Source organism: Streptomyces sp. NPDC002958 (genome assembly GCF_055563255.1).
The window spans coordinates 122711-143939 of sequence record NZ_JBVHDS010000014.1 but is presented as its reverse complement, the minus strand read 5'-3'; the positions used below and the strand labels follow the sequence as shown (position 1 = coordinate 143939).

18 protein-coding genes and 1 pseudogene are annotated in these 21229 nt (G+C 69.2%); 8 read left to right on the top strand and 11 right to left on the bottom strand.

Annotated features, from left to right (window positions below; genetic code table 11):
* The first annotated feature begins 167 nt into the window (after positions 1 to 167).
* The 5 genes and pseudogenes from ACZ3IC_RS23405 to ACZ3IC_RS23385 all read left to right on the top strand — a co-directional run bounded on the left by ACZ3IC_RS23405 (position 168) and on the right by ACZ3IC_RS23385 (position 4908).
* Complete coding sequence (locus tag ACZ3IC_RS23405; RefSeq protein ID WP_467418779.1) at positions 168 to 1277, top strand: Mu transposase domain-containing protein; 1110 nt, start codon at positions 168 to 170, stop codon at positions 1275 to 1277.
* Positions 1274 to 2109: pseudogene (gene istB / locus ACZ3IC_RS23400) on the top strand (IS21-like element helper ATPase IstB). Before ACZ3IC_RS23405 ends, istB begins: the two are co-directional and overlap by 4 nt.
* A 169-nt stretch (positions 2110 to 2278) precedes the next feature.
* Positions 2279 to 2785, top strand: a complete 507-nt coding sequence (locus ACZ3IC_RS23395) for a DUF6624 domain-containing protein (RefSeq protein WP_451370360.1) — start codon at positions 2279 to 2281, stop codon at positions 2783 to 2785.
* A 438-nt stretch (positions 2786 to 3223) separates the two neighbouring features.
* Entirely contained in the window at positions 3224 to 3847 is a 624-nt protein-coding gene (locus ACZ3IC_RS23390; protein WP_467418777.1) for an SPDY domain-containing protein, read from the top strand.
* Positions 3829 to 4908: an MFS transporter gene (locus ACZ3IC_RS23385; RefSeq protein ID WP_467418795.1), complete on the top strand. Its 1080-nt coding sequence runs from the start codon at positions 3829 to 3831 to the stop codon at positions 4906 to 4908. The genes ACZ3IC_RS23390 and ACZ3IC_RS23385 overlap by 19 nt, the downstream gene beginning before the upstream one ends.
* A 212-nt stretch (positions 4909 to 5120) precedes the next feature.
* Here ACZ3IC_RS23385 and ACZ3IC_RS23380 read toward each other — a convergent pair whose 3' ends face one another.
* Complete coding sequence (locus tag ACZ3IC_RS23380) at positions 5121 to 6098, bottom strand: winged helix-turn-helix domain-containing protein (RefSeq protein ID WP_467418775.1); 978 nt, start codon at positions 6096 to 6098, stop codon at positions 5121 to 5123.
* Positions 6099 to 6186: 88 nt separating this feature from the next.
* Here ACZ3IC_RS23380 and ACZ3IC_RS23375 point away from each other — a divergent pair, with 88 nt between their 5' ends.
* Positions 6187 to 7503, top strand: coding sequence for an MFS transporter (locus ACZ3IC_RS23375; protein ID WP_467418773.1), 1317 nt, complete (start codon positions 6187 to 6189; stop codon positions 7501 to 7503).
* Positions 7504 to 7580: 77 nt separating this feature from the next.
* On the opposite strand, the gene ACZ3IC_RS23370 is transcribed toward ACZ3IC_RS23375, so the two are convergent.
* The 10 genes from ACZ3IC_RS23370 to ACZ3IC_RS23325 form a co-directional block, all read right to left on the bottom strand.
* Positions 7581 to 7781: a hypothetical protein gene (locus ACZ3IC_RS23370; protein ID WP_467418772.1), complete on the bottom strand. Its 201-nt coding sequence runs from the start codon at positions 7779 to 7781 to the stop codon at positions 7581 to 7583.
* A gap of 313 nt (positions 7782 to 8094) precedes the next feature.
* Entirely contained in the window at positions 8095 to 8994 is a 900-nt protein-coding gene (locus ACZ3IC_RS23365; protein WP_467418771.1) for a TrmH family RNA methyltransferase, read from the bottom strand.
* Between the two features lie 99 nt (positions 8995 to 9093).
* The gene (gene cobA, locus ACZ3IC_RS23360) at positions 9094 to 10356 is read right to left on the bottom strand and encodes a uroporphyrinogen-III C-methyltransferase (RefSeq protein ID WP_467418769.1); all 1263 of its coding nucleotides are present in this window, start codon (positions 10354 to 10356) and stop codon (positions 9094 to 9096) included.
* Between the two features lie 344 nt (positions 10357 to 10700).
* Complete coding sequence (gene cobT, locus ACZ3IC_RS23355) at positions 10701 to 14168, bottom strand: nicotinate-nucleotide--dimethylbenzimidazole phosphoribosyltransferase (protein WP_467418767.1); 3468 nt, start codon at positions 14166 to 14168, stop codon at positions 10701 to 10703.
* 331 nt (positions 14169 to 14499) lie between these two features.
* Positions 14500 to 15738 carry a precorrin-6y C5,15-methyltransferase (decarboxylating) subunit CbiE gene (gene cbiE, locus ACZ3IC_RS23350; RefSeq protein ID WP_467418765.1) on the bottom strand — a complete coding sequence of 413 codons (1239 nt, stop codon included), beginning with the start codon at positions 15736 to 15738 and terminating at the stop codon, positions 14500 to 14502.
* 107 nt (positions 15739 to 15845) lie between these two features.
* Complete coding sequence (locus ACZ3IC_RS23345; RefSeq protein WP_467418763.1) at positions 15846 to 16523, bottom strand: GNAT family N-acetyltransferase; 678 nt, start codon at positions 16521 to 16523, stop codon at positions 15846 to 15848.
* 100 nt (positions 16524 to 16623) lie between these two features.
* Positions 16624 to 17490, bottom strand: a complete 867-nt coding sequence (locus tag ACZ3IC_RS23340) for a MetQ/NlpA family ABC transporter substrate-binding protein (protein WP_467418761.1) — start codon at positions 17488 to 17490, stop codon at positions 16624 to 16626.
* Between the two features lie 74 nt (positions 17491 to 17564).
* Positions 17565 to 18236, bottom strand: coding sequence for a methionine ABC transporter permease (locus ACZ3IC_RS23335; protein ID WP_467418759.1), 672 nt, complete (start codon positions 18234 to 18236; stop codon positions 17565 to 17567).
* Positions 18233 to 19294: a methionine ABC transporter ATP-binding protein gene (locus ACZ3IC_RS23330; protein WP_467418757.1), complete on the bottom strand. Its 1062-nt coding sequence runs from the start codon at positions 19292 to 19294 to the stop codon at positions 18233 to 18235. The genes ACZ3IC_RS23335 and ACZ3IC_RS23330 overlap by 4 nt, the downstream gene beginning before the upstream one ends.
* Before the next feature lie 395 nt (positions 19295 to 19689).
* Positions 19690 to 20337: an HAD family hydrolase gene (locus ACZ3IC_RS23325; RefSeq protein ID WP_467418755.1), complete on the bottom strand. Its 648-nt coding sequence runs from the start codon at positions 20335 to 20337 to the stop codon at positions 19690 to 19692.
* A 92-nt stretch (positions 20338 to 20429) separates the two neighbouring features.
* On the opposite strand from ACZ3IC_RS23325, the gene ACZ3IC_RS23320 reads away from it, so the two are divergent.
* The gene (locus tag ACZ3IC_RS23320) at positions 20430 to 20789 is read left to right on the top strand and encodes a hypothetical protein (RefSeq protein WP_467418753.1); all 360 of its coding nucleotides are present in this window, start codon (positions 20430 to 20432) and stop codon (positions 20787 to 20789) included.
* Positions 20790 to 20791: 2 nt separating this feature from the next.
* Complete coding sequence (locus ACZ3IC_RS23315) at positions 20792 to 21229, top strand: hypothetical protein (RefSeq protein ID WP_467418752.1); 438 nt, start codon at positions 20792 to 20794, stop codon at positions 21227 to 21229.

Sequence of the window (21229 nt, the reverse complement as noted above, 5' to 3'; positions counted from 1 at the left end):
TCGCCTCGCTGGTCTCCGACCGCTCCGCACGACGCCCGACCCGCCACCGGACGAACACCGAACTCGTCCTCGCCCGCAACACCGTCTGCTGATCATCCACCAGCCGAACCACCAGGCCAACACGCCCCGACCCCAATTTCACCCAGGGTCGTAAGGCCGTCCACCGGGTGTTCGCCTCGCAGGCTCAGGAGTCGTTCCTGGAAGGTCATGCGGAGGCATTCCGGGTGCTGGGCGGTGTCCCGACCAAGCACATCCGTTACGACAACCTCAAGCCCGCGGTCCGGCAGGTCTGCACCGGCCGCAACCGGGTGGAATCAGAGCGGTGGACCACCTTCCGTTCGCACTACGGGTTCGATGCCTTCTACTGCATCCCCGGTGAGGAAGGTGCCCACGAGAAGGGCGGGGTCGAACAGGAAGGCGGACGTTTCCGCCGGGCTCACCTGGTCCCGGTCCCCGACGTCCCGTCGCTGGAGGAGCTGAACTCCCGCATCGCCTTGATCGACGAGGCGGAGGACGAGCGGATCCTGCGCGGGAAGCTGACCTCGATCGGCTTCAACTTCCGCATCGAGGCCGAAGAGCTGGCCCCGCTGCCGACCGAGGACTTCGAGTGCGGCATCACGCTGACGCCGAAGGTCGACCGGACCAGCCGGATCACCGTCCGGCAGTGCCACTACTCGGTGCCCGCCCGCTTCATCGGCGAGAGGGTACGTGTCCTGCTGCGGGGCAACGAGCTGCTGGTCTTCGAGCGCCGGAACATCGTCGCCTGGCATCCGCGGCTGACCAAACGCTACGGATATCGCGACGTGCTGGACCACTACCTGGAGATCCTCCTGGTCAAGCCCGGTGCCATGGCCGGGTCGACCGCGCTGGCCGCCGCACGGGCGGAGGGCTCCTTCACGGCCATCCATGAGGCGTTCTGGGCTGCCGCCCTGAAGACGCACGGGGATGCGGCCGGCACCCGGGCCCTGATCGAGGTCCTGCTGCTGCACCGGCGGATGCCCGCCGAGGCGGTTCAGGTCGGGATGTCGGCCGCGGTCCAAGCCGGGTCGATCAGCCCGGACGTGGTGGCCATTGAGGCCCGCAAGGCCGAGTCCGCAGCCCGGGACCCAGAGCTGCAGGACGACGAGGACGATCCTCCGCTCTCGGCGGACATCCCCGGCGGGCAGCTGCTGACGCTTCCCACCCGTCGGCCCGAACTGCCCGAGGACAACCGTCCCCCGCCGTCGGTGGACGTCTATGACCAGCTCCTGACCCGCCATCCGAAAGGTTCCGCATGAACGACAGCACTGCCCTCTTCGACGTCGGTGAGCGGGTCCCGGGGCCTCGCAAGGACGCCTCCGCCGCTGGCGCCGTCGAGACCGTGATCGACGAAGCCTGCCGGGCCCTTCACCTGCCCACGATTCGCTCACGCTGGGAGGAGATCGCGGGCGCACGGCGCTGAAGGAGCGGGCCAGCTACACGGACTTCCTGGCTGACCTGCTGGAAGCCGAGTGTCTCCAGCGCGAGGAGCGGAAGAAGACCAGGCTGGTCAGGGAGGCGAACTTCCCCCGCCCCAAGCGGCTGGAGGATTTCGAGTTCGAGAAGAACCCCAACGTCACCCCCGAGCAGGTCAGCACCCTGGCCGACCCGGCCTGGGTGAAGGCCGGCCTGCCGCTCTGCCTGATCGGGGACTCTGGCACCGGCAAGTCGCACCTGCTGATCGGCATCGGGACCGCGATCGCCGAGGCCGGGATGCGGGTCCGTTACACGACCACGGCGAACCTGGTCAACGAGCTTGCCGAGGCGGCGGACGAAAAGAAGCTCGGCCGCACCCTCGCCCGCTACGGACGCGTTGACCTGCTCTGTCTGGACGAGTTCGGCTACCTCGACCTGGACAAGGCCGGGGCGAAGCTGCTGTTCCAGGTGTTCACCGAACGCGAGGAACAACGCGCGATCGCCATCGCCTCGAACGCCCCGTTCTCGGAGTGGAAGCAGACGTTCACTGATCCCCGGCTCTGCGCGGCGATCGTGGACCGGGTGACCTTCAACGCGCACATCGTCGAGACCGGCACCGACAGCTTCCGCTTCAAGAAAACCCAGGAGAAGCACCGCAAGTCAGGGTGCCGGTAAGCATCGTGGCACGAGCCGAAAACACCGGCTCTGGCTCCAGGGGTAGATCCATTATCGCGGTGCGCGGAGGTGCCTGTCACCGTTCTCCGGAATGATCTTTACACCCGATATGTTCTTCTAGGGTTGCGGGCAACGAGCACAACGCATCGACCTGACCAGGGAGTTGAGAGTGGCGCACGACATTGCCGCGCTTGCCGAGGAACTCACGGCCATGGCTGCGGCCGATCACCAGTCATCAATCCACGCGAACAGCGACGACCCCGCCGAGCAGCTGGCGTGGCGCCGGCTGACCGCACGGCACGGTGACCGGCTCAGCGAGATCATGGATGAGTACGGCTGGCCGACAGCAGAAGACGTCGGCGAGGCGGCCGCACGCGCGGCATGGCTGATTGCCCAGCACGCCGACCGACAGCTCGACGTCCAGCGACGCGCCCTCCAGCTGATGCAGCAGGCGGTTTCGGCAGGCGCGGCCAGCCCACGTGACCTGGCCTTTCTTCGCGACCGCACGCTGACCAACGAGGGCCACAAGCAGATATACGGCACTCAGATCGCCGGCGTGAAGCACGGGGCACCGGTTCCGTGGCCCTGCGAAGAGCCCAAGCGCATGGACGAACTCCGCGCGGAAGTCGGCATCGAGCCCTTCGACGAGTACGTTGCCAAGTTCGCCATGGCCTGACGGCCCGTTCCCAGCGGCGTCCGGCGCAACATTGCCGGGCTCATAGCTGACGCCTTACCACCGTTTGCGGCTGCTGGCGCAATTCCTGCCAGCGCCCCAAGTGCTGACGCGACCTGCTTCAAGAACCGAGGCCGGCGCCCCGTACGGGGCGCCGGCCTCGGCCCAGTTGGACCCGAACCGCTCTCCGCCGGCCGCACCAATGCCCGTCCTCGTCGTCCACCACAGATCGGAGAATCCGTCGGTCCCGGATCGAACACGGGTCGAGATCCTCTGGTCCGCCAGGCTGTCGGGGCCCGTCGTCCAGTCCGGATCCGATGTGCATCACGCTACCGCTCCGGCCCCTCCCCACAGCCAGGGAACCCACTCGTTCGGGGTGGGGCCAAAACAACTTGCCGGAGCAAGGTTGACGACCCTCCCCCGACTGTCTACCGCCCGCTGATGGGGCCGACTTCAGTGCCGGAGTGGGGCCAACTGAATTTGCCACAAACATTGTGGAAGATCGCCGCCCGCCGCGATCCCTTCGGACCGCCCGACTGGCTCGCCACCTTCCACGCCAACACGCCGACGGAGCTGGTGACCGCCTTCACCTCCGCCCTCGCCACCGCCTATGCCGAGACCCCGGACACGCTCCTCACCACTCCTCATCGCCCGCCCGAGAACGGCTTTCTCCCACTCGAGGACGCCGGATGGAAGCGAGGAGACTACCGCCCCGCCACCCTCTTGACAGCGCCCGACGGACTCGCCGGCCTCACCTACCGGAACGGAGTCCTGGACCGACACGCCGAACTCCACAGGGACCAGAACCGCTGGCTGCTCTGGGGTGGCCAGGACGGCTACAGCTCACGTTGGTACGCCACGTTCACCGCCGCGGTCCCCGTCGGCCTGATCGCGGCGACCACCACCCGGCTGGCCGACCCCAGCCCTGTGCTCCCCTACGAGATCGAGGTGCCGGAGCGAAATCGCAGTGCCGCCCGAATACGCCGAGCGTCTCCCCCGGTGCCGACTCCGCTGTCGGGCTGCCGGCAGGAGCATGGGTGGACCGCATGCGGAAGCGATCGGTGATGATCAGCACTGATTGTTTTCGCGCGCTTGTCCTCTCGGCGATACCAGTGGCCTGGTGGGCAGACCTTCTCACTATCTGGTGGCTCTACGCAGTTGCCTTGGTTCATGGAGCGTTAACTGTTTTCTTCGATGTCGCGTACGTCAGCTATCTCCCTCACTTGGTCGGACGTAGAAATCTTGTGGAGGGGAACTCAAAACTGTCGGCAATACGCTCGGTGACCAGTATCAGTGGGCCGACGGTGGCTGGTCCGCTGGTCGGCCTGGTTGGAGCCCCTGCAACGCTTTTGGCGAGTTCGGTCGGGATGGCCATGTCGGGGCTGCTTGCGAGCACGATCCGCAAACGCGAACATAGGCCGGAATCGAGTGAACGCCCGCAACTGGGTCGAGAGATTAAGGACGGATTGAAGTTCGCCCTTAAGCACCCCATCCTTCGTGCAATTATGCTGGGGGATGCGATATTCAACCTCTTCTTAGGCATGTATCAAACCATGTTGCTGGTCTTTCTGGAGCGGGAGATAGGTCTCCAGTCCTTTGGTATTGGCCTCATTCTGTCAGGGATGGGTTGCGGTGCTTTGCTGGGCGCGCTTTTGGCAACCGCGGTCTCGAAGCGGGTCGGCCAAGGTCCGGTCATCTGGCTCGCATCGCTGGTCACTTGCCCGTTGACCTTCCTGATGCCGTTGGCGCGAATGGGTTGGAGCTTGTACGTGGCTGCGATCGGGCTCACGGCTCTGTCGCTGGGCGGAGTCGTCCGCGTTGTGGCTCAATCAAGCTTCCAACAGGCACTGACACCGGACCGGCTTCTGGGCCGGATGAGTGCAACAGCTCGATTCGTGTCCTGGGGTGGGATTCCCCTCGGTGGTCTTTTAAGTGGAGCCTCGGGTTCTGTGTTCGGAGCAACGGACACCTTGTGGATCGGTGCAGCCGGTATGACGCTGAGCGTCCTCCCCAACTTGCTGTCACCGCTGCGGACAATGCACACGCTGCCCACGGAGAAGGCCCCGAGTTCGCACACTGAGGCTTCACAAATGGCTGATGACCAAACGCGTAGGTGTGACCTGTAAGGCGAACGAGCCTTCGCTAACGGCAACAACCTGTCGCTCACCTGGATCGCAGACCGATTCCCCCGAGAGAGGGCGGCCGGGGCGAGGGTGCGGCTATTCGGTCAGCGGTCTGTCCTGGACGACGTTCTTCATGACCCGGTGGAAGTCAGGCGTTGGACGCCGGGGCGTCGGACGAGCTGCTGGTCGTAGAGCTCCTGTGCTGATCCGAGCCCTCAGCCCGAACCGGCGACCAGCGCCTCGCCGAGCGGGGTGCGCCGGTAGAGCACCGACCGTCCGGACCGGGCGCGGACGAGCAGCCCCGCGCCTCGCAGGATGGCGAGGTGGTCTCCTACCGCGCCGGGTGCCATGGCGAGGCTTCGGGCGAGGTGGCTGGTACTGGCCGGGGCGTCCAGCGCCAACAGCAGCCGGGCTCGGGCCCGGCCGACCAGAGCGGTCAGCGTGTCCGTTTGGGGGACGGTTTCCTGTTCGCCCCACAGGGCGGCGGTGCCGCGGGCACGATAGACCAAGGTCCTGGGCCAGGGGTCTTCCAGGTGGGCTGCGATATGCCCGACGAAGACCGAAGGGATCAGCAGGAGCCCGTCGCCGGTGAGGCGGACTGTTCCGCCTCGGAAGAAGTCGATCTCGATACCGCCTGCGTGCCAGGCGATGCCCGGGTGCAGGCTCTCGATGGTCGTGGCCCATCCGTGTTCGCCGATCACACCCACCCGGTGCACGACATCGCGCTCACAGATCGCGCGCAGTTGCGGCCAGTCCGCGGCGAGCAGCTCGTGCCATGCCTGGTCCATCGCCTCGGCGATCCTGGAGACGGCGTCCGGCGAGTCCAGCACCGCGCGTACGCGGGGATCGCGGGCGGACGGGCCGGTCGCGGTGGTGGCAAATTCGCAGCGGGCCGCTTCCAGCGGCGTGGCCCGGATCATGGCCAGGTCGTCCGCCCAGGTCTGGTTGAGACCGCGCGGGGGCGGGGCGACGAAGTTCGGTCCGCCGTGCGGGGCCTGCAGAGCGAGGGCGGCGTCCAGTTCGGTCTCGCGGCGAAGCCGTTCAAAGGCCAGCAGGAGCCGGGCGGCCCAAGCTCGCGGCAGCGGCTGGCCCTGGCCGATGAGCGAGCGCAGCAGCAAGCAGAGGTCCAGCGCGGGCGACAGCGCGAACCGGCTGCGCAGCAGGTCCTCGACGGAGACTTCGAAGCGCAGCACCCTGCCAGGCTACCGCGGGACGTTGTTCCGATTCGTCCAGCGACGAATCATTGTTGAGTGGCGTGGGCGCACGGCGAGGCTGGGCGTCATGACCCCAACCGCCGAGCCCGCACAGGGCAACCACCGTGCCACCTACCGGGAGGTGCTGGCCGAGCCGCGATTCCGGCTGCTCTTCTCAACCCGCACCGTCGCGATCACTGCGGACGCGCTGCGGATCACCACGTTCTCGGTGCTGGTCTTCTCAGCCACCGGCTCCCCGCTGCTGAGCGCAGTGGCCTTCGGCATCGGCTTCATCCCGCAGCTGTTCGGCTCGCTGCTGCTGGGCTCACTGGCCGACCGACTGCCGCCCCGCGCGCTCATTACCGGCGGCTACGCCTTGACGTGCGCCGCCGTCCTGCTGCTCGCCCTGGTGCGGATGCCGATCGCGGCAAGCCTCGGTGTCGTGGCGCTGGTCGCCCTCGCCACACCGGTGTTTCACGGCGCGTCGAGTCGGCTGGTCGCGCAGTCGCTGGAGGGCGACGCCTATGTACTGGGCCGGTCACTGAACAACATCGCTGGCGCCGGCGCGCAATTGTTCGGCCTGGCGCTGGGAGGTGCGGTCGTCGCGGCACTCGGCCCACGCCGGGCGCTCGCGGTCAGCGCCGTCCTTTACCTCGGCTGCGCGCTTGCTATCCGCATCCGGCTACGCCGGCTGCAGCCGGGAGAGTTCGGCGGCACACCCGGCAGCGCTGGGGGCGATAGCGGGGCCGTCCGTGCAAGCCTGCATGGTGCAGGCAGGCTGCTGCGCGGACGCACAGTGCGACGACTGATGCTGGCCCAGTGGCTACCCGTCGCGTTCGTAGCAGGCGCGGAAGGCCTCATCGTCGCCTACGCGGGAGAACGCCACTTCGCGCCCGGCTGGTACGCGGTGCTGATGGGCTGTCTGCCGGTTGGCATGCTTGTCGGTGACCTGCTGGTGGGTCGACTGCTACGGCCACGCGCCCGGGAGCGACTGGTAGTCCCGTTGATTGCGCTGGCGGGGCTGCCGCTGATCGGCTTCGCTGCCGAGCCCGGAGTGGGCGTCTCGTCCTGTCTGCTGCTGCTCAGCGGCCTCGGATACGCCTACGGTCTCGGCCTGCAACGCCCGTTCCTGGACGCCCTGCCGCAGGATGGCCAAGGCCAGGCCTTCGGCTTGCTCGGCTCCGGCAGCATGACGCTACAGGGCGTCGGGCCGGTTTGCTTGGGCTCGGTGGCCGCAGGCATTGGAACAGGCGGCGCAATCGCCCTGGCAGGCGGCGCGGCGGCGCTTACCGCAGGCTGGATTCTCACCTGGCACCCGTCCACCTCCCCGGTCCCCGTCCCGAACTACTCAACGGGACCAGAGAACGGCACCGAACAGCATGCGTGTAGTCCTCCTGCGCAGTAACCGTCGCAGGTCGGGTCAACCGCGAGCCGTCACGCACCCCACCCCCACCCCCACCCCCACGTCTCTCTGACAGACAGTCACTTCCGGTAGCTCATGCGGAGGCCGCCGAACTGCGGGGCCGGCACAGTGGTGGGCAGCCCCAAGTCGAGGCGCTTGTCCATGTCGAGGCGGAAGGTGCCGTACGGATTGACGTTCGACCAGAACAGCGCGGTCAGCCCGCGCCGGTCCTCGTCGCTCAGCTTCTTCGCCCAGGCCGGTTCGGCCAGGACCTGCTGCACGAGCAGGGTGTTTACCTGTTGGCCCGACGAGGGGAACTGTGGAGAGCCCGGTACTCGGAGACGGGTACGCCGGGTTCGGAGAGCGGCCTGGAGAAACGGGCCGGTGGCAACGCCGGAACCGCGCTTCAGGCCGACTCAACCGCTCCGACGTAGGTCAGAGGCCCTTTCCAAGGCAAAGCCGCAGGTAGCGGCAGACGAGTCGGGCTGTACGCCGGGAACAGTCCCTCCGCGGGCAGCGACCTGGTGTCTTCCCTGTCCAGCACCTCGGAACGCCGCAGCAGGCGGGCTCATGATCCTCATCTTCCGAGGTCAGTCATACCTCGGTCGGCCGGGTGGCGTAGAAGGCGACAGCTGAGGCAGCGGCCACGTTCAGGGAGTCGACACCGGCATCCATCGGGATGCGTACATGCTCGTCGGCAGCCAGTAGCGCTCCGGCCGACAACCCCTCCCCCTCCGTGCCCAGCATCAGGGCAAGCTTCTCGTAACGGCGACCGGCGAGCTCGTCGAGAGTGATGGAACTCGCCGAGAGGGCGAGGGCCGCGAGCACGAAGCCGTCCTTCCGGATGACATCGGCGTCACGCGGCCATGACTCAAACCTGGCGTACGGGACTGCGAGGACAGCCCCCATGGACACCTTCACGGCCCGCCTGTAAAGGGGGTCGGCGCAACGCGGGGTGAGGAATACGGCATCCACTCCCAGAGCCGCCGCATTACGGAAGGCCGCACCCAGATTGGCGTGATCAACGATATCCTCGAAGATCGCAATACGACATTGACCAGCACGCTCTTGTAGATCCAAAGGCAACACCGCGCCGATGTTGGTGTGGTCGTTGACGGCCTCCATGACAACCACCCGGCGGGTCGTCGCCAGCAGTTCTTCGGCCGTCGGCAGCGGTTTGCGCTGCATGGAGGCAAGCGCGCCGCGGTGGACGTGGTAGCCGGTGACCCGTTCGGCGAGCTCGGGGGTGACCGCGTACACGGGGGCCGGGACCTCGTCGATGACGTCGCGCATCAGATCGATCCACTTCGCCGAGAGCAGCATTGACCGCATCTCGTACCCGGCGTGCCTGGCGCGTCTGATCACCTTTTCGCCCTCGGCGATGAAGAGGCCCTCGGCGGGCTCTCTCCTGCGCCGGAGTTCGACATCGGTCAGCCCGGTGTAGTCGCGCAGGCGGGGGTCGTCGGGGTCGTCGACGGTGATGAGATCAGCCACGGGTTCGATACTGCCTTGTCCGGTGTGTGGTGCCAACGGCTTGGGAAAAGATCCGATTCCGCTGGTTACTCGGCGGGGTGCGGGCGGCGCTGGTGCCGGCTATCCGGCAGGCAGTGGTACGGCACTCGCGCCGACGGCGACGACGTCGCCGATGACGATGACGGCCGGGGGGCGTACGTCTTCGGCCGCAGCCCGTTCGACGACGGTCGCGAGCGTCGCGTCGACCCGGCGCTGGGCGGCCATGGTGCCTTCCTGGACCAGGGCGACAGGCGTCTCGGGGGCCTTGCCGTGGGCGATGAGGGTACGGGCGATCGCGCCGATCTTGTCGACGGCCATGAGGAGCACGAGGGTGCCGCGCAATCCGGCGAGGGCCGGCCAGTCGACCAGCGAGCGCTCGTCGTCCGGGGCGACATGGCCGCTCACGACGGTGAATTCATGGGCCACACCGCGGTGGGTGACGGGAATTCCGGCCGCGCCGGGCACGGAGATCGAGCTGGAGATGCCGGGGACGACGGTGCAGGCGATGCCTTCGGCGGCGAGCGCCTGGGCCTCCTCCATGCCGCGGCCGAAGACGAACGGGTCGCCGCCCTTGAGGCGCACGACGGCCTTGCCCTCCTTGGCGAGCTCGATGAGCGCCTGGTTGATCGCCTCCTGGGCCATGTAGCGGCCGTACGGGATCTTCGCAGCGTCGATCACCTCGACGTGCGGCGGGAGTTCGTCGAGCAGGTCGCGCGGGCCGAGGCGGTCGGCGATGACGACGTCGGCCTCGGCGAGGAGGCGGCGGCCGCGGACCGTGATCAGGTCCGGGTCGCCGGGGCCACCGCCGACCAGGGCGACGCCGGGGGTCCGGGTGCGGTGGTGGGGTGCGGCGAGGGTGCCGTCGCGCAGGCCCTCGACGATGGCGTCGCGGACGGCGGCGGAGTGGCGCGGGTCGCGGCCGTGGGTGTCGGTGGTGAGGACGGCGACGGTCACGCCCTCGCTGCGGCCGGTGGCTGGGGTCCAGGCGGTGGCCGCGTCGGCGTTGTCGCTGCGGACGCACCAGGTGCGGGTGCGTTCGGCCTCGGTGGAGGCGGCATCGTTCGCCGCGGTGTCGTCGGACGCGATGAGGGCGTACCAGGCGTCGGCCAGGTCCCCGTCGGCGTACGGGCGACGCTCCCAGCGGATCTCACCGGCGTCGGCCATCGCCTCGACGGACGGGGTCGCGGACGGCGATACGAGGACGATGTCGGCGCCCGCCGCGATGAGCGCGGGGAGACGGCGCTGGGCGACCTGGCCCCCGCCGACCACGACGACGCGGCGGCCACTGAGACGCAGTCCGACGGGGTACGCAGGGTGATCGGTGTGATCTGCGTGCTCGGCCATGGCGGTGCGGGCTCCTCGTGCAGGGGACGGAGTGCGGCGGCCGCTGCGGCGGTGGAGCGGCTGTGACGTGCAGGTTTGTGGGGTGGGATCCACGATACGGGGTGGGGGCGGGTGCGGCGGGGACTGGGCGCCTGGGGCGGGCCCGTTCCCCTGCCCGCCCCTTCCCGTAACCGGGGCACTGCCCAGGACCCCGCTCCTCAAGCGCCGAAGGGGCTGGGGCAGGCAACCCCGGTCCGCCCCGGCCCCCGCTCCCCAAGCGCCGGCAGAAGCGCTGGGGGTCCGGTGCGGGGGGGCGGGATATCCGGCGGGAAAGCCCGGGGGGCTTGGATGCCCGGTCCCGGGGGCTACTTCTCCGTTACGCCCGCCGAGTCGAACGTCGCCACCTCATGCATCGCTCGCGCCGCACTCTGCACGATCGGCAGCGCCAGCAACGCACCCGTGCCTTCGCCGAGGCGGAGGTCGAGGTCGACCAGCGGACGCAGGCCCAGCTTGTTGAGCGCGGCGACATGGCCGGGCTCGGCGCTGCGGTGACCCGCGATGCAGGCGGCGAGGGCCTCGGGGGCGATCGCCCGGGCGACCAGTGCCGCGGCGCCCGCGCTCACGCCGTCGAGGATGACCGGCGTACGAAGTGAGGCACCGCCCAGCAGGAAGCCTGCCATCGCCGCGTGCTCCAGCCCCCCGACCGATGCCAGGATACCGATCGGGTCGGTGGGGTCGGGTTGGTGCAGTTCGAGGGCCCGGCGGACCACGTCGACCTTGCGGGCGTGCATCTCGTCGTTGATGCCGGTGCCGCGACCGGTCACCTCGGCCGGGTCCATGCCCGTGTAGACGCAGATCAGTGCGGCCGACGCGGTGGTGTTGGCGATGCCCATCTCACCGGTGAGCAGGCCCTTGTTGCCTGCCGCGACCAGATCGCGGGCGGTCTCGATGCCGACTTCGATGGCCGCGAGGACTTCTTCACGGGTCAGGGCGGGGCCGGTCGTGAAGTCGGCCGTTCCGGCGCGCACCTTGCGGGGCAGGAGGCCGGGCGTCGCGGGCAGCTCCACGGCCACGCCGACGTCGACCACGCACACCTCGGCGCCGACCTGGGCCGCGAAGGCGTTGCAGACCGCGCCCCCGCCCAGGAAGTTGGCGACCATCTGGCCGGTGACCTCCTGCGGCCAGGCGGTGACACCCTGGGCGTGCACGCCGTGGTCGCCCGCGAAGATCGCGACGGCCGCGGGCTCCGGGATCGGCGGCGGGCACAGCCGGGAAAGACCCGACAGCTGCGCGGAGATGATCTCCAGCATGCCGAGCGCTCCGGCGGGCTTGGTCATCCGCTTCTGGCGCTCCCACGCCTCGCCGAGCGCCTTGGCGTCCAGTGGGCGGATGCTGGAGATGGTCTCCTGCAGCAGGTCGTGCGGTTCCTCGCCGGGCAGGGCACGGCGGCCGTACGTCTCCTCGTGGACGACCCAGGACAGCGGGCGGCGCTTGGACCAGCCCGCCTGCATCAGCTCGGGCTCCTCGGGGAACTCGTCGACGTAACCGACACACAGGTACGCGACGACTTCGAGGTGCTCGGGCAGGCCCAAAGCGCGGACCATCTCGCGCTCGTCGAAGTAGCTGACCCAGCCGACGCCGAGGCCTTCGGCGCGGGCGGCGAGCCACAGGTTCTCGACGGCGAGCGCCGAGGAGTACGGGGCCATCTGCGGCTGGGTGTGCCGGCCGAGGGTGTGGCGGCCGCCGCGGGTGGGATCGGCAGTGATGACGATGTTGACCGGGGTGTCGAGGATCGCCTCGATCTTCAGTTCCTTGAACTGCTTGGCCCGGCCCTTGGGAAGCGACTTGGCATAGGCCTCGCGCTGACGCTGTGCCAGTTCGTGCATGGAACGACGGGTTTCCGCCGAGCGGATGACGACGAAGTCCCAGGGCTGCGAGTGACCGACGCTGGGCGCCGTGTGCGCGGCTTCGAGAACGCGGAGCAGGACGTCGTGAGGAATCGGGTCGCTGCGGAAGCCGTTGCGGATGTCGCGGCGCTCGCGCATGACGCGGAGTACGGCCTCACGCTCGGCGTCGTCGTAGGCGGGGGCGGGCGGGGACACGGGAGCCGCGGTCTCGTCGGACTCGGATTCGGACGCCTCGAGGGCTTCCGCTTCGGGGGCGGGGGTCACCTCGACGGACTCCTGCACCTGCGCCTGGGGCCGGGCCTCGGGTTGTACGGACTCCACCGGCGTGATCTCCGCGGCTGTGACGTCCGTGCTGTCCGCGGGGGCCGTGACGTCCGGGGTCTCGATGGCCTCCGGGCCCGGTTCGGGCTCCGGCTCAGGCGCCGTCAGAACCTCCTCGGCCTCGGGTGCGGGAACGGGCGCGGGGATCGGCTCAGGAGCTTCGGCGGGTGCAGCGTTCTCGACGGCCTCAGCGGTCTCGTCGACTTCCACGGCCTCGGCGGCCTCGGGCTGGGCAGCCAGGACCGGCTCCATGGCGATCGCCATGGGCTCCGACTCGGGCTCGGCTTCCACGGCCTGGTCCACGACGGGCGTCGGGGCCAGGTGCGGAGTCGTCGGCACCGAACCCTCCACAGGTACGAACTGGCCCGGGGGAACGGCTTCCGCGACGTCCTCCGGCGCGACGGCCGCGGCTTCAGCAGGAACCTCTGCCACAGCCTCTGCTGCTGCCGGTGCTTCAGCCACTGCCTCAGCAGGAACCTCCGCCGGAATCACAGCGGGTGTCTCAACCGCTGCCGGTGTCGCATCCGTGATCGGAGCGCTCGCGACCTCCGGCACCACGCCCGGTGCGACCTGTACCGGCTGCGCCGCCGGTACAGGCTCGACAACCGGCTGCGACACGACCGCTTCCGCCGGTACAGGCTCGGCGACCGGCTGCGGCACGACCGCTTCCGCCGGTACAGGCTCGGCGACCGGCTGCGGCACGACCGCTTCCGCCGGTACAGGCTCGGCAACCGGCTGCGGCACGACCGCTTCCGCCGGTACAGGCTCGGCAACCGGCTGCGGCACGACCGCTTCCGCCGTCACGGGGGCGGCGTCCGGCTGCGGCGCCTGGGCCTCCCACGGGCTCCCGCCCTGCGGCAGAATCGCGCCGAGCTGCGGGCCCGGCAGCGCGGCCGCCTCGTCACCCGGCATCTCGAAGTACTCGGGGCCGGTGGTAGGCGGTCCAACGTGCCGTGCGGGGGCCTGGGTCTGCGCCTGTGTCTGCGCCTGGGGCGCGCCCGCGGGTCCGCGGTCGGCGAGCGAACGGACCACGCCGCCCGTCGGCGTCCCGCCGTAGGACGGTCCCCCCTCGGCCACGACCGGACCACGGTGCAGCGGTCGGCGCGGCGGAGCCTGGGTCTGCGCTGCCTGAGCGGGAGCAGGGGTGGGTGACGGGATGCGTACGCCCCTCAGGTCGACCGAACCGGAGTCGCGGCCACCTGACTCGTGCGTCCCCTGACCCGACTCGGGCAGGGGTTCGGCCACCGACTGCTGCGCGGCGTATGCGTCCGCGACCTGCACCTGTACCTGCACGGGCCCCTGAGGCTGCGCGGAAAGCTCGGCGGCCGGCTGGGAGTGGGGCGCCTGTGCCGGGTACGTGCCCTGTTCGGTCAGCGGTGTCTGCGCGGCGGCGACGCCCTCGGGGTACTGGCCGGGGCCCGGTACCGCCTGCGGGTCGCTCCAGGCGCCCTGGGGGCTCGGCATCAGCAGGAGATCGTCGTCCTCGGACACATGCTCGGAGGGAGCGAGGAAGGTGTAGGCATCCGGGGCGGCGATGCCCGGCTGCTCCACCATGCCTGCGTTCTCCGGCAGTCCCTCACCCGGGATCTGGCCGGTGTCACTCATGCGTACCCCTCGCCCATCGTCAGTGCTCCTTCGGCCCTTCGCCCGGGACGCCCGACTCGGCACGCCGGCGCTCGTCATCAAGAACGAGCGGGCGCGCCGCGCGGCACGAAACGGTCGCGGACATACTGCATTCTCGCGGCCGTTCGCCGCCGCGGCAGGTCATTTCGCCACGGCCTGCTGTGGACTGCGCCACGTCGCGCATCCCCCGGTTCTGCCGTACCACAACGGGGGCCAAAACAGTCCCCTTTTCCGGACATTGACGAACGAAACGACCAACGCCCAGCCGCGGTGCAACGATCGGCCAGCCTACCTCGCGCTTACGCCGACCAAGTCAGGGGGCGAGGTCCGAACGCAGCGCCGAGAGCAGGAACACGACCGAGCGCTCGCGCTCCGACCATGCGGCCGTGTCCAGTTCGACGGACTGGAGGAGCGAGCACCGGACGGCGTAGCCGTTCCCGGCGAGTGCCGCGCCGAGTGCCTCGGCCTCGTCGCGCGTCGACGCGTGGGTCACGATGCGCTCCGGCCGCCGTTCGGTGACGGCGGTGACGACGGGTACTCCGCCGCCCCCGATGCGTACGACATCGGGCTCCGGCAGCCGTTCCAGCACATGAGGTGCCCGGCCCTCGACCACCTGGAGCTGGACCCCGAAGGACCGGGCCGCCGCCGCGGTGCGGGCGCAGGCCGCCGGGTCGCTGTCGACCGCCAGGACCGCCGCCCCGAAGCGGGCGGCCTCCACGGACAGGGCTCCGCTGCCGGAGCCGATGTCCCACAGGAGGTCTCCGACACGGGGGCCCAGGCGGGCCAGTTGGGCGGCGCGCAGCCCCGGGGACTCGCCCTCGCCGCTCTCGTCCCCGGCATGCGTGGGGCCGCCCGGGTAGGCCTCCGAGGGCAGTGCCCAGCCGCGTACACCACGGGCGTGGGCGGGGTGAGGGCCGGCGATCCAGGCGCCGGTGGCCTGCGGTTCGGGGCCACCGCCGATGACGATCACCACGTTGGGATCGCGCCAGACGTGGTCGGCGGCCTTGTCGGAGGTGACGACGGAGACCTGTTCGCGTGCGGTGCCGAGTTCCTCGCAGATGACGAAGGTGCGGTGGACGCCTTCGAGGAGCAGGGCGAGTTCGGCGGGGCCCGCGCCGGGCGAGGTGAGGACGGCGACCTTGTGGTGGGCGCGACAGACATTGACGGCGCGGCGCAGGGTGCGGGGGTGGGCGACGACGATCCGGGCGTCCTCCCATGGCATTGCGGCGCGGGCGAACGCGGCGGCGACGGAGGACACGGCGGGCACCACTTCGACTTCGAGGCCGTGCTCGGGTGCGCGGAGGTTGCGTACGACTCCGAAGAAGCCGGGGTCCCCGTCGGCGAGGACCACGGCGCTGCCGCGGTGCCCGGCGATCCGGCGGGCGGCCAGGTCGATGGAGCCCAGGCGGATCCGTTCGGCGTTCGCCGGGACTTCGGGGAGTGCGAGGTGGTGGGCGGCTCCGGCGACGAGCGTGGCGGCCGAGAGGGCGGCCGTGGCCGCTCCGGTCAGTGGCGAGCCGTCCCAGCCGATCACGGTGACCCGATCGGCCATCTGTCGTCAGTCTCCTGGAGTTGTCGCAGGTGGGATGTTCGTGAGGGGCGGGCAGGGTGAGAGTACCCGGTCCGTGCCGGCACGGCGTGAGGACCCCTCCGGGGGGGTCAGTTCCAGTCGTTGTAGGCGCCGTAGCCGCCCGCGTCGGCGAGCTGCTCGGCAACCCCTTCGAGGTCCTCGGGGAGCAGGCCCCAGACGATCAGGTCGGTCCTGATGTCGGTCCAGCCTCCATCCTCCGTCTGCGTACGCGCTATGCGGGCGTTGCGCAGGACTCCTTCGCTGATGCAGCCGAGCTTCTGGGCGACCTGCTGGGAGGCGGTGTTGTCGGCGGCGGTGCGCAGTTCGATGCGCTCGAAGCCCTGGTCGCGGAAGAGCCACTGGGCCAGTGCCAGCACGGACTCGGTGGCGTATCCCTCGCCGCGTGCCCAGGGGGCGGTGATGTACGCGGCCTCGGTGGCGAGGGTGCGCCAGTCGGTGTTGCGCAGGCGGACCGAACCGACGAGTCGCTGGGTGAGGAATTCGGTGACGGCGAAGACGATGCCGTCGCCGCCCGTGCGCTGTGCGGGAGCGATCCTGCGGACCCAGCGTTCGGCGTCGACCTGGGTGTAGGGGTGGGGGGCCTCGGTCCAGGCAGTGACGAGTTCGTCGTTCATCATCTCGATGTACGCGGGGACGTCCGCCATGTCGAAGGGGCGCAGCACCAACCGATCCGTGCTGATGGAGATGTCCGGAAAGGTGGAAGTCATGCGCAGCTCCATGCCGAAGACCGTGTAAAGGCACAGCATGCAGCATCGGGCGGACGTTGTGCATGGGCGGGTCCGTATGACGGAGCCCCGCGCCATCGGCGGGGTGCGCGGGGCTCGTCGGACGAATGCCGTGCGGGTGTCAGGACTTGGCTGCGGTGCCGAAGGCCGGGATGACCGAGCCCTGGTAGGTGTCCTCGATGAACTTCTTGACCTCGTCGGAGTGGAGGAGCTTCACGAGCTTCTGGACGCGGGGGTCCTTCTCGTTGCCCTCCTTCACGGCGATGATGTTGGCGTACGGGTTGCCGTTGGCCTTCTCCAGCGCCAGGGCGTCCTTGGCAGGCTTGAGGTCGGCCTCGATGGCGTAGTTGCCGTTGATGACGGCGGCGTCCACATCGTTCAGGGCGCGGGGCACGGTTGCGGCCTCCAGCTCCTTGAACTCCAGACCCTTCTTGTCGGTGATGTCGCTCAGCTCGGCGTCGGTGCCGACGCCGGGCTTGAGGGTGATGAGGCCGTTCTCGGCGAGCAGCTGAAGGGCGCGGCCCTCGTTCGTGGTGTCGTTGGGCACTGCGATGGTCTGGCCGGCCTTGATGTCGCCGAGTTCCTTGACCTTGTTGGAGTAGAGGCCGAGGGGCTCCAGGTGGACGGTGCCGGCGGAGACGAGGTGGGTGTCGTTCTTCTCGTTGAAGTCGTCGAGGTACGGCTGGTGCTGGAAGAAGTTGGCGTCGACCTGGCCGGTCTCGGTGGCAGTGTTCGGCAGGACGTAGTCCGTGAACTCCTTGACCTCCAGCTCGAGGCCCTCCTTCGCCGCCAGGTTCTTCTGGACGAAGTCGAGGATGTCGACGTGCGGCGTCGGGGACGCGGCGACGACGAGCGCCTCGGAGGTGTCGGCCTTGGCTCCGGTCTCGCTCTTGGCTGCCGGGTCGGAGTCCGTGCCGCAGGCGCTGAGGCCGAAGGCCAGGGCGGCGGTGGCCGCGGCAGCTGCGGTGACCTTGATGTTCTTGCGCACGAAAAGTGCCTCTTTCTGATGGTGAGGGTGGTACGCCCGGACAAGGAGTTCGGGCTTGAGCGGAGAAGGAAGTCTCAGGTGGTGGTGCGGCCCCGGCGGGCCAGCAGGCGTACGGCTCCGTCGCCGATGAGCTGGATCACGGTCACGATGACGATCAGCAGCACGACGGTGATGAGCATGAACTGGTTGTCGAAGCGCTGGAATCCGTAGGTGACGGCCTTGGATCCGAGCCCTTCGCCGCCGACCGCGCCGGCCATCGCGGAGTAGCCGATGAGCACGATGACGGTAGTGGTGACGCCGGAGATGAGCGAGGGCAGCGCCTGCGGCAGCAGGACCTTGCGGACGATCGTCGGGATGGATCCGCCCATCGACTGGACGGCCTCGACGAGTCCGTGGTCGACCTCACGCAGGGCCGTCTCGACGAGCCGTGCGAAGAACGGGATGGCGCCCACGGAGAGCGGCACGATCATCGCGGTGGGGCCGATGAAGGTGCCGACGACCCAGGTGGTGAAGGGAATCAGGGCGATGAGCAGGATGATGAACGGCAGCGAGCGGCCGATGTTCACGAGCACGCCGACGGCCTTGTTCACCGGGGTGTTCTGGAGCAGTCCGCCCTTGTCGGTGAGGACCAGCAGGACACCGAGCGGCAGTCCCACCAGGACGGTGACGACCGCGGACCAGAGCACCATGTAGAGGGTGTCGATGGTCCCCTGGACGAGCAACGGCTGCATTTCGGACCAGGTCACTTCGCCACCTCCTTGGTGAGCGGGGCGGGGGTCTGTACGGGGATGGCGGCGGCGTCGTGCTCGACGACCTCGGCCTGGAGGCCCTGCTCGCGCAGGAAGCCGATCGGGACGACGTTCTCCTCGAAAAGGCCGGGCAGTTCGATGCGCATCCGGCCGATCTGTTTGCCGCCGACGGTGTCCATCGCGGCGCCCAGGATCGAGATGTCGATGTTGTACGTACGGGAGAGCTGCGAGATCACCGGCTGCGTGGCGGCCTCGCCGTGGAAGGTGACGTCGACAACCGTGCGGTCGGGGCCGGAGGCCGTACCACCGACGGGGAACAGCTCGTGGGCCAGTTCGGAGCCGGGGGTGGCGAGCAGTTCACCGACGGTGCCGGACTCGACGATGCGCCCCTTCTGCATCAGCGCGGCGGAGTCGCAGATCGTCTTGACGACGTCCATCTCGTGCGTGATGAGCAGGACGGTCAGGCCGAGCTGCTGGTTGAGGTCGCGCAGCAGCTGGAGGATGGAGCGGGTGGTCTCGGGGTCGAGGGCGGAGGTCGCCTCGTCGGAGAGCAGCACCTTGGGGTCTCCGGCCAGCGCGCGGGCGATACCGACGCGCTGCTTCTGACCGCCGGAGAGCTGCCCAGGGTAGGCCTTGGCCTTGTCGGCGAGGCCGACCAGATCGAGGAGTTCGAGTGCTTTGCGGGAGCGGTCCTTGCCGGAGATGCCGAGGATCTCCAGCGGGAGTTCGACGTTGTCCTGGACGTTTCGGGAGGCCAGCAGGTTGAAGTGCTGGAAGACCATGCCGATGCGGCTGCGTGCCTCGCGTAGTTCCTTGCCGGCCCGGCGGCCGCGCCCGGCAAGGGCGGTGAGGTCCTGGCCGGCCACGGTCACGGTGCCGGAGGTGGGGCGTTCCAGGAGGTTGACGCAGCGGATGAGGGAGGATTTTCCGGCGCCGCTCTGTCCGATGACGCCGTACACCTCGCCCTCGGGGACGTGCAGGTCGACGCCGTCCAGGGCGGTGACCTCGCGGCCGCGCGACTGGTAGACCTTCGTGAGGCCCGAAGTGGTGATCACAGGGGTTTCCGTCACTGTCGAGTGCGCGGCGTGGTGTCTGCCGGGCACGGGGCATTCGTCTGATGAGACTTTTTGGACGTTTCGATCGGACGTTCCAAGCGGGGTCTCGGCACGGCTGGGCGCGGCAGGTGGCCGGGGTCAGCGGTGCTCGGGCAGGCTCGTTCCGCCGGGTGCGGACGGCTCGGGCTCGGTCTCGCTTCGGGGCGCGAGGCTCAGGCGGGGGCCCTCAGAAGGCGCGCATTCGACACATACAACGAGCACCGGGCGTCGTGATCGCCTCGGTCGCAAGGATGCGGCTGCTCGTCGTGGTCATGCCCCAAGTTAAACAGAAGTGACGTTCCCCCCGACCCGACTGTCCGCATGGCGGACGGGCGTGGATGGTGCGGTCGACCGGTTCAGCCGACCGTCGTGATTTCCACTCCCTGGGCTGTGACCTGCACCGATACGGCGGATAGGTCATCGATGACCACATCCGCGTCCAGCTCGGAACGGTCGTGCGTTGTGGCCAAGGCCACGGTCTTCATGCCTGCCGCCCGTCCGGCCCGCAGTCCGGCGGGGGCGTCCTCGAAGACCACACAGCGGGCCGGGTCGACACCGAGGCGCTCGGCGGCCAGGAGGTAGGGCTCGGGGTCGGGCTTGCCCCGGGTGATGTCCTCGGCGGCGATCATCATGGGGAAGTCGACCCCCACCTCGCGCAGCCGCGCCTCGCCGAGCGGCCGGGTGGCGGAGGTGACGACGGCCCAGCGATGGGCGGGCAGCTCGCCGAGCAGCTCCTTGGTGCCGGGCAGGATCACGACTCCGCCGGGGGCGTCCTCGACCTCCAGCTGTTCGATACGGGCCAGGGCCCTGTCGACCCGGTCCGCGGGCAGCAGCTCGGCGACGATCTCGCCGGCCGTCCGGCCGTGCAGTTCGAGGCCCGCGAAGTCCTCGGCCGTGACGCCGTGCTCCTGGGCCCACCGGGTCCAGCAGCGGTACACCGACTCGATCGAGGAGAGCAGTGTTCCGTCGTTGTCGAACAGCAGGGCTTCGGCATGGATCTTCATGTTCATCGACACTAGGGCCTTGCCTCCGGGCCGTGTCCCTCGGGTACGGGGGCGCACGCAGGAGACCTTTTGGTCCGTAATACCCTCACCTCATGCTTGACGCCCTGACGGTCACGGTCGCCGTGACCGCGCTCGCCCTCGCCGCCTGGTGCGGATTCGCCGCCTACCGGGACCAGCCGACCAAGGACTGGCACTTTATCGGGATGGCCGTGGTGTCACTGGTGGCGCTGGCCCAACTGGTGGTGGGCATCGTGCAGCTGTCCGGGGGCGCACGGCCCGAGCAGGGCATGACGATCTTCATCGCGTATCTGATCGGTGCTTTTTTCGCGGTGCCCGCGGCCGGTTTCCTGTCGCTCACCGAGCGGACCCGATGGGGTTCGGTGACGGTGTCGGCCGGCGCGGTCGTGCTGGCCGTCCTCGAAGTACGGCTCTACGACATCTGGGGAAACTGACCGTGCCCGACACCGATCGCACCCCTGCGGCAGCCACCGGCGAGAAGCAGCCCTTCGACCTCGGCACCGGTCCCGGCCGGGTACTGGTCTGGTTCTACGGGGTGTTCACCGTCGCGGCGGCCTCCCGCTCGATCGTCCAGATGATCCTGGACTTCGGCAAGGCACCGCTCGCCTACGTACTGTCGGCCGTCGCCGCCCTCGTGTACGGATTCATCACGTACTCGCTGGTGCGCGGTGGCGAGAAGGCGCGCAGGACGGCGCTGGTGTGCTGCGCCGCCGAGCTCCTGGGTGTGCTGATCGTGGGGACCTGGACGATGGTGAAGCCCTCGGCGTTCGCGGACGCCACCGTCTGGTCCGACTTCGGCATGGGCTATCTGTTCATCCCGGTGATCCTGCCGATCACCGGGATGATGTGGCTGCGCCGGGCGAAGAACGCGTGA

Excerpts from the sequence above, each read along its gene's own strand:
- cobT (WP_467418767.1), bottom strand. The coding sequence starts at position 14,168 with ATGAGTGACACCGGCCAGATCCCGGGTGAGGGACTGCCGGAGAACGCA.
- ACZ3IC_RS23375 (WP_467418773.1), top strand. The coding sequence starts at position 6,187 with ATGACCCCAACCGCCGAGCCCGCACAGGGCAACCACCGTGCCACCTAC.
- cobA (WP_467418769.1), bottom strand. The coding sequence starts at position 10,356 with ATGGCCGAGCACGCAGATCACACCGATCACCCTGCGTACCCCGTCGGA.
- ACZ3IC_RS23320 (WP_467418753.1), top strand. The coding sequence starts at position 20,430 with ATGCTTGACGCCCTGACGGTCACGGTCGCCGTGACCGCGCTCGCCCTC.
- ACZ3IC_RS23385 (WP_467418795.1), top strand. The coding sequence starts at position 3,829 with ATGCGGAAGCGATCGGTGATGATCAGCACTGATTGTTTTCGCGCGCTT.
- ACZ3IC_RS23390 (WP_467418777.1), top strand. The coding sequence starts at position 3,224 with ATGGGGCCGACTTCAGTGCCGGAGTGGGGCCAACTGAATTTGCCACAA.
- ACZ3IC_RS23325 (WP_467418755.1), bottom strand. The coding sequence starts at position 20,337 with ATGAAGATCCATGCCGAAGCCCTGCTGTTCGACAACGACGGAACACTG.
- cbiE (WP_467418765.1), bottom strand. The coding sequence starts at position 15,738 with ATGGCCGATCGGGTCACCGTGATCGGCTGGGACGGCTCGCCACTGACC.
- ACZ3IC_RS23345 (WP_467418763.1), bottom strand. The coding sequence starts at position 16,523 with ATGCTGTGCCTTTACACGGTCTTCGGCATGGAGCTGCGCATGACTTCC.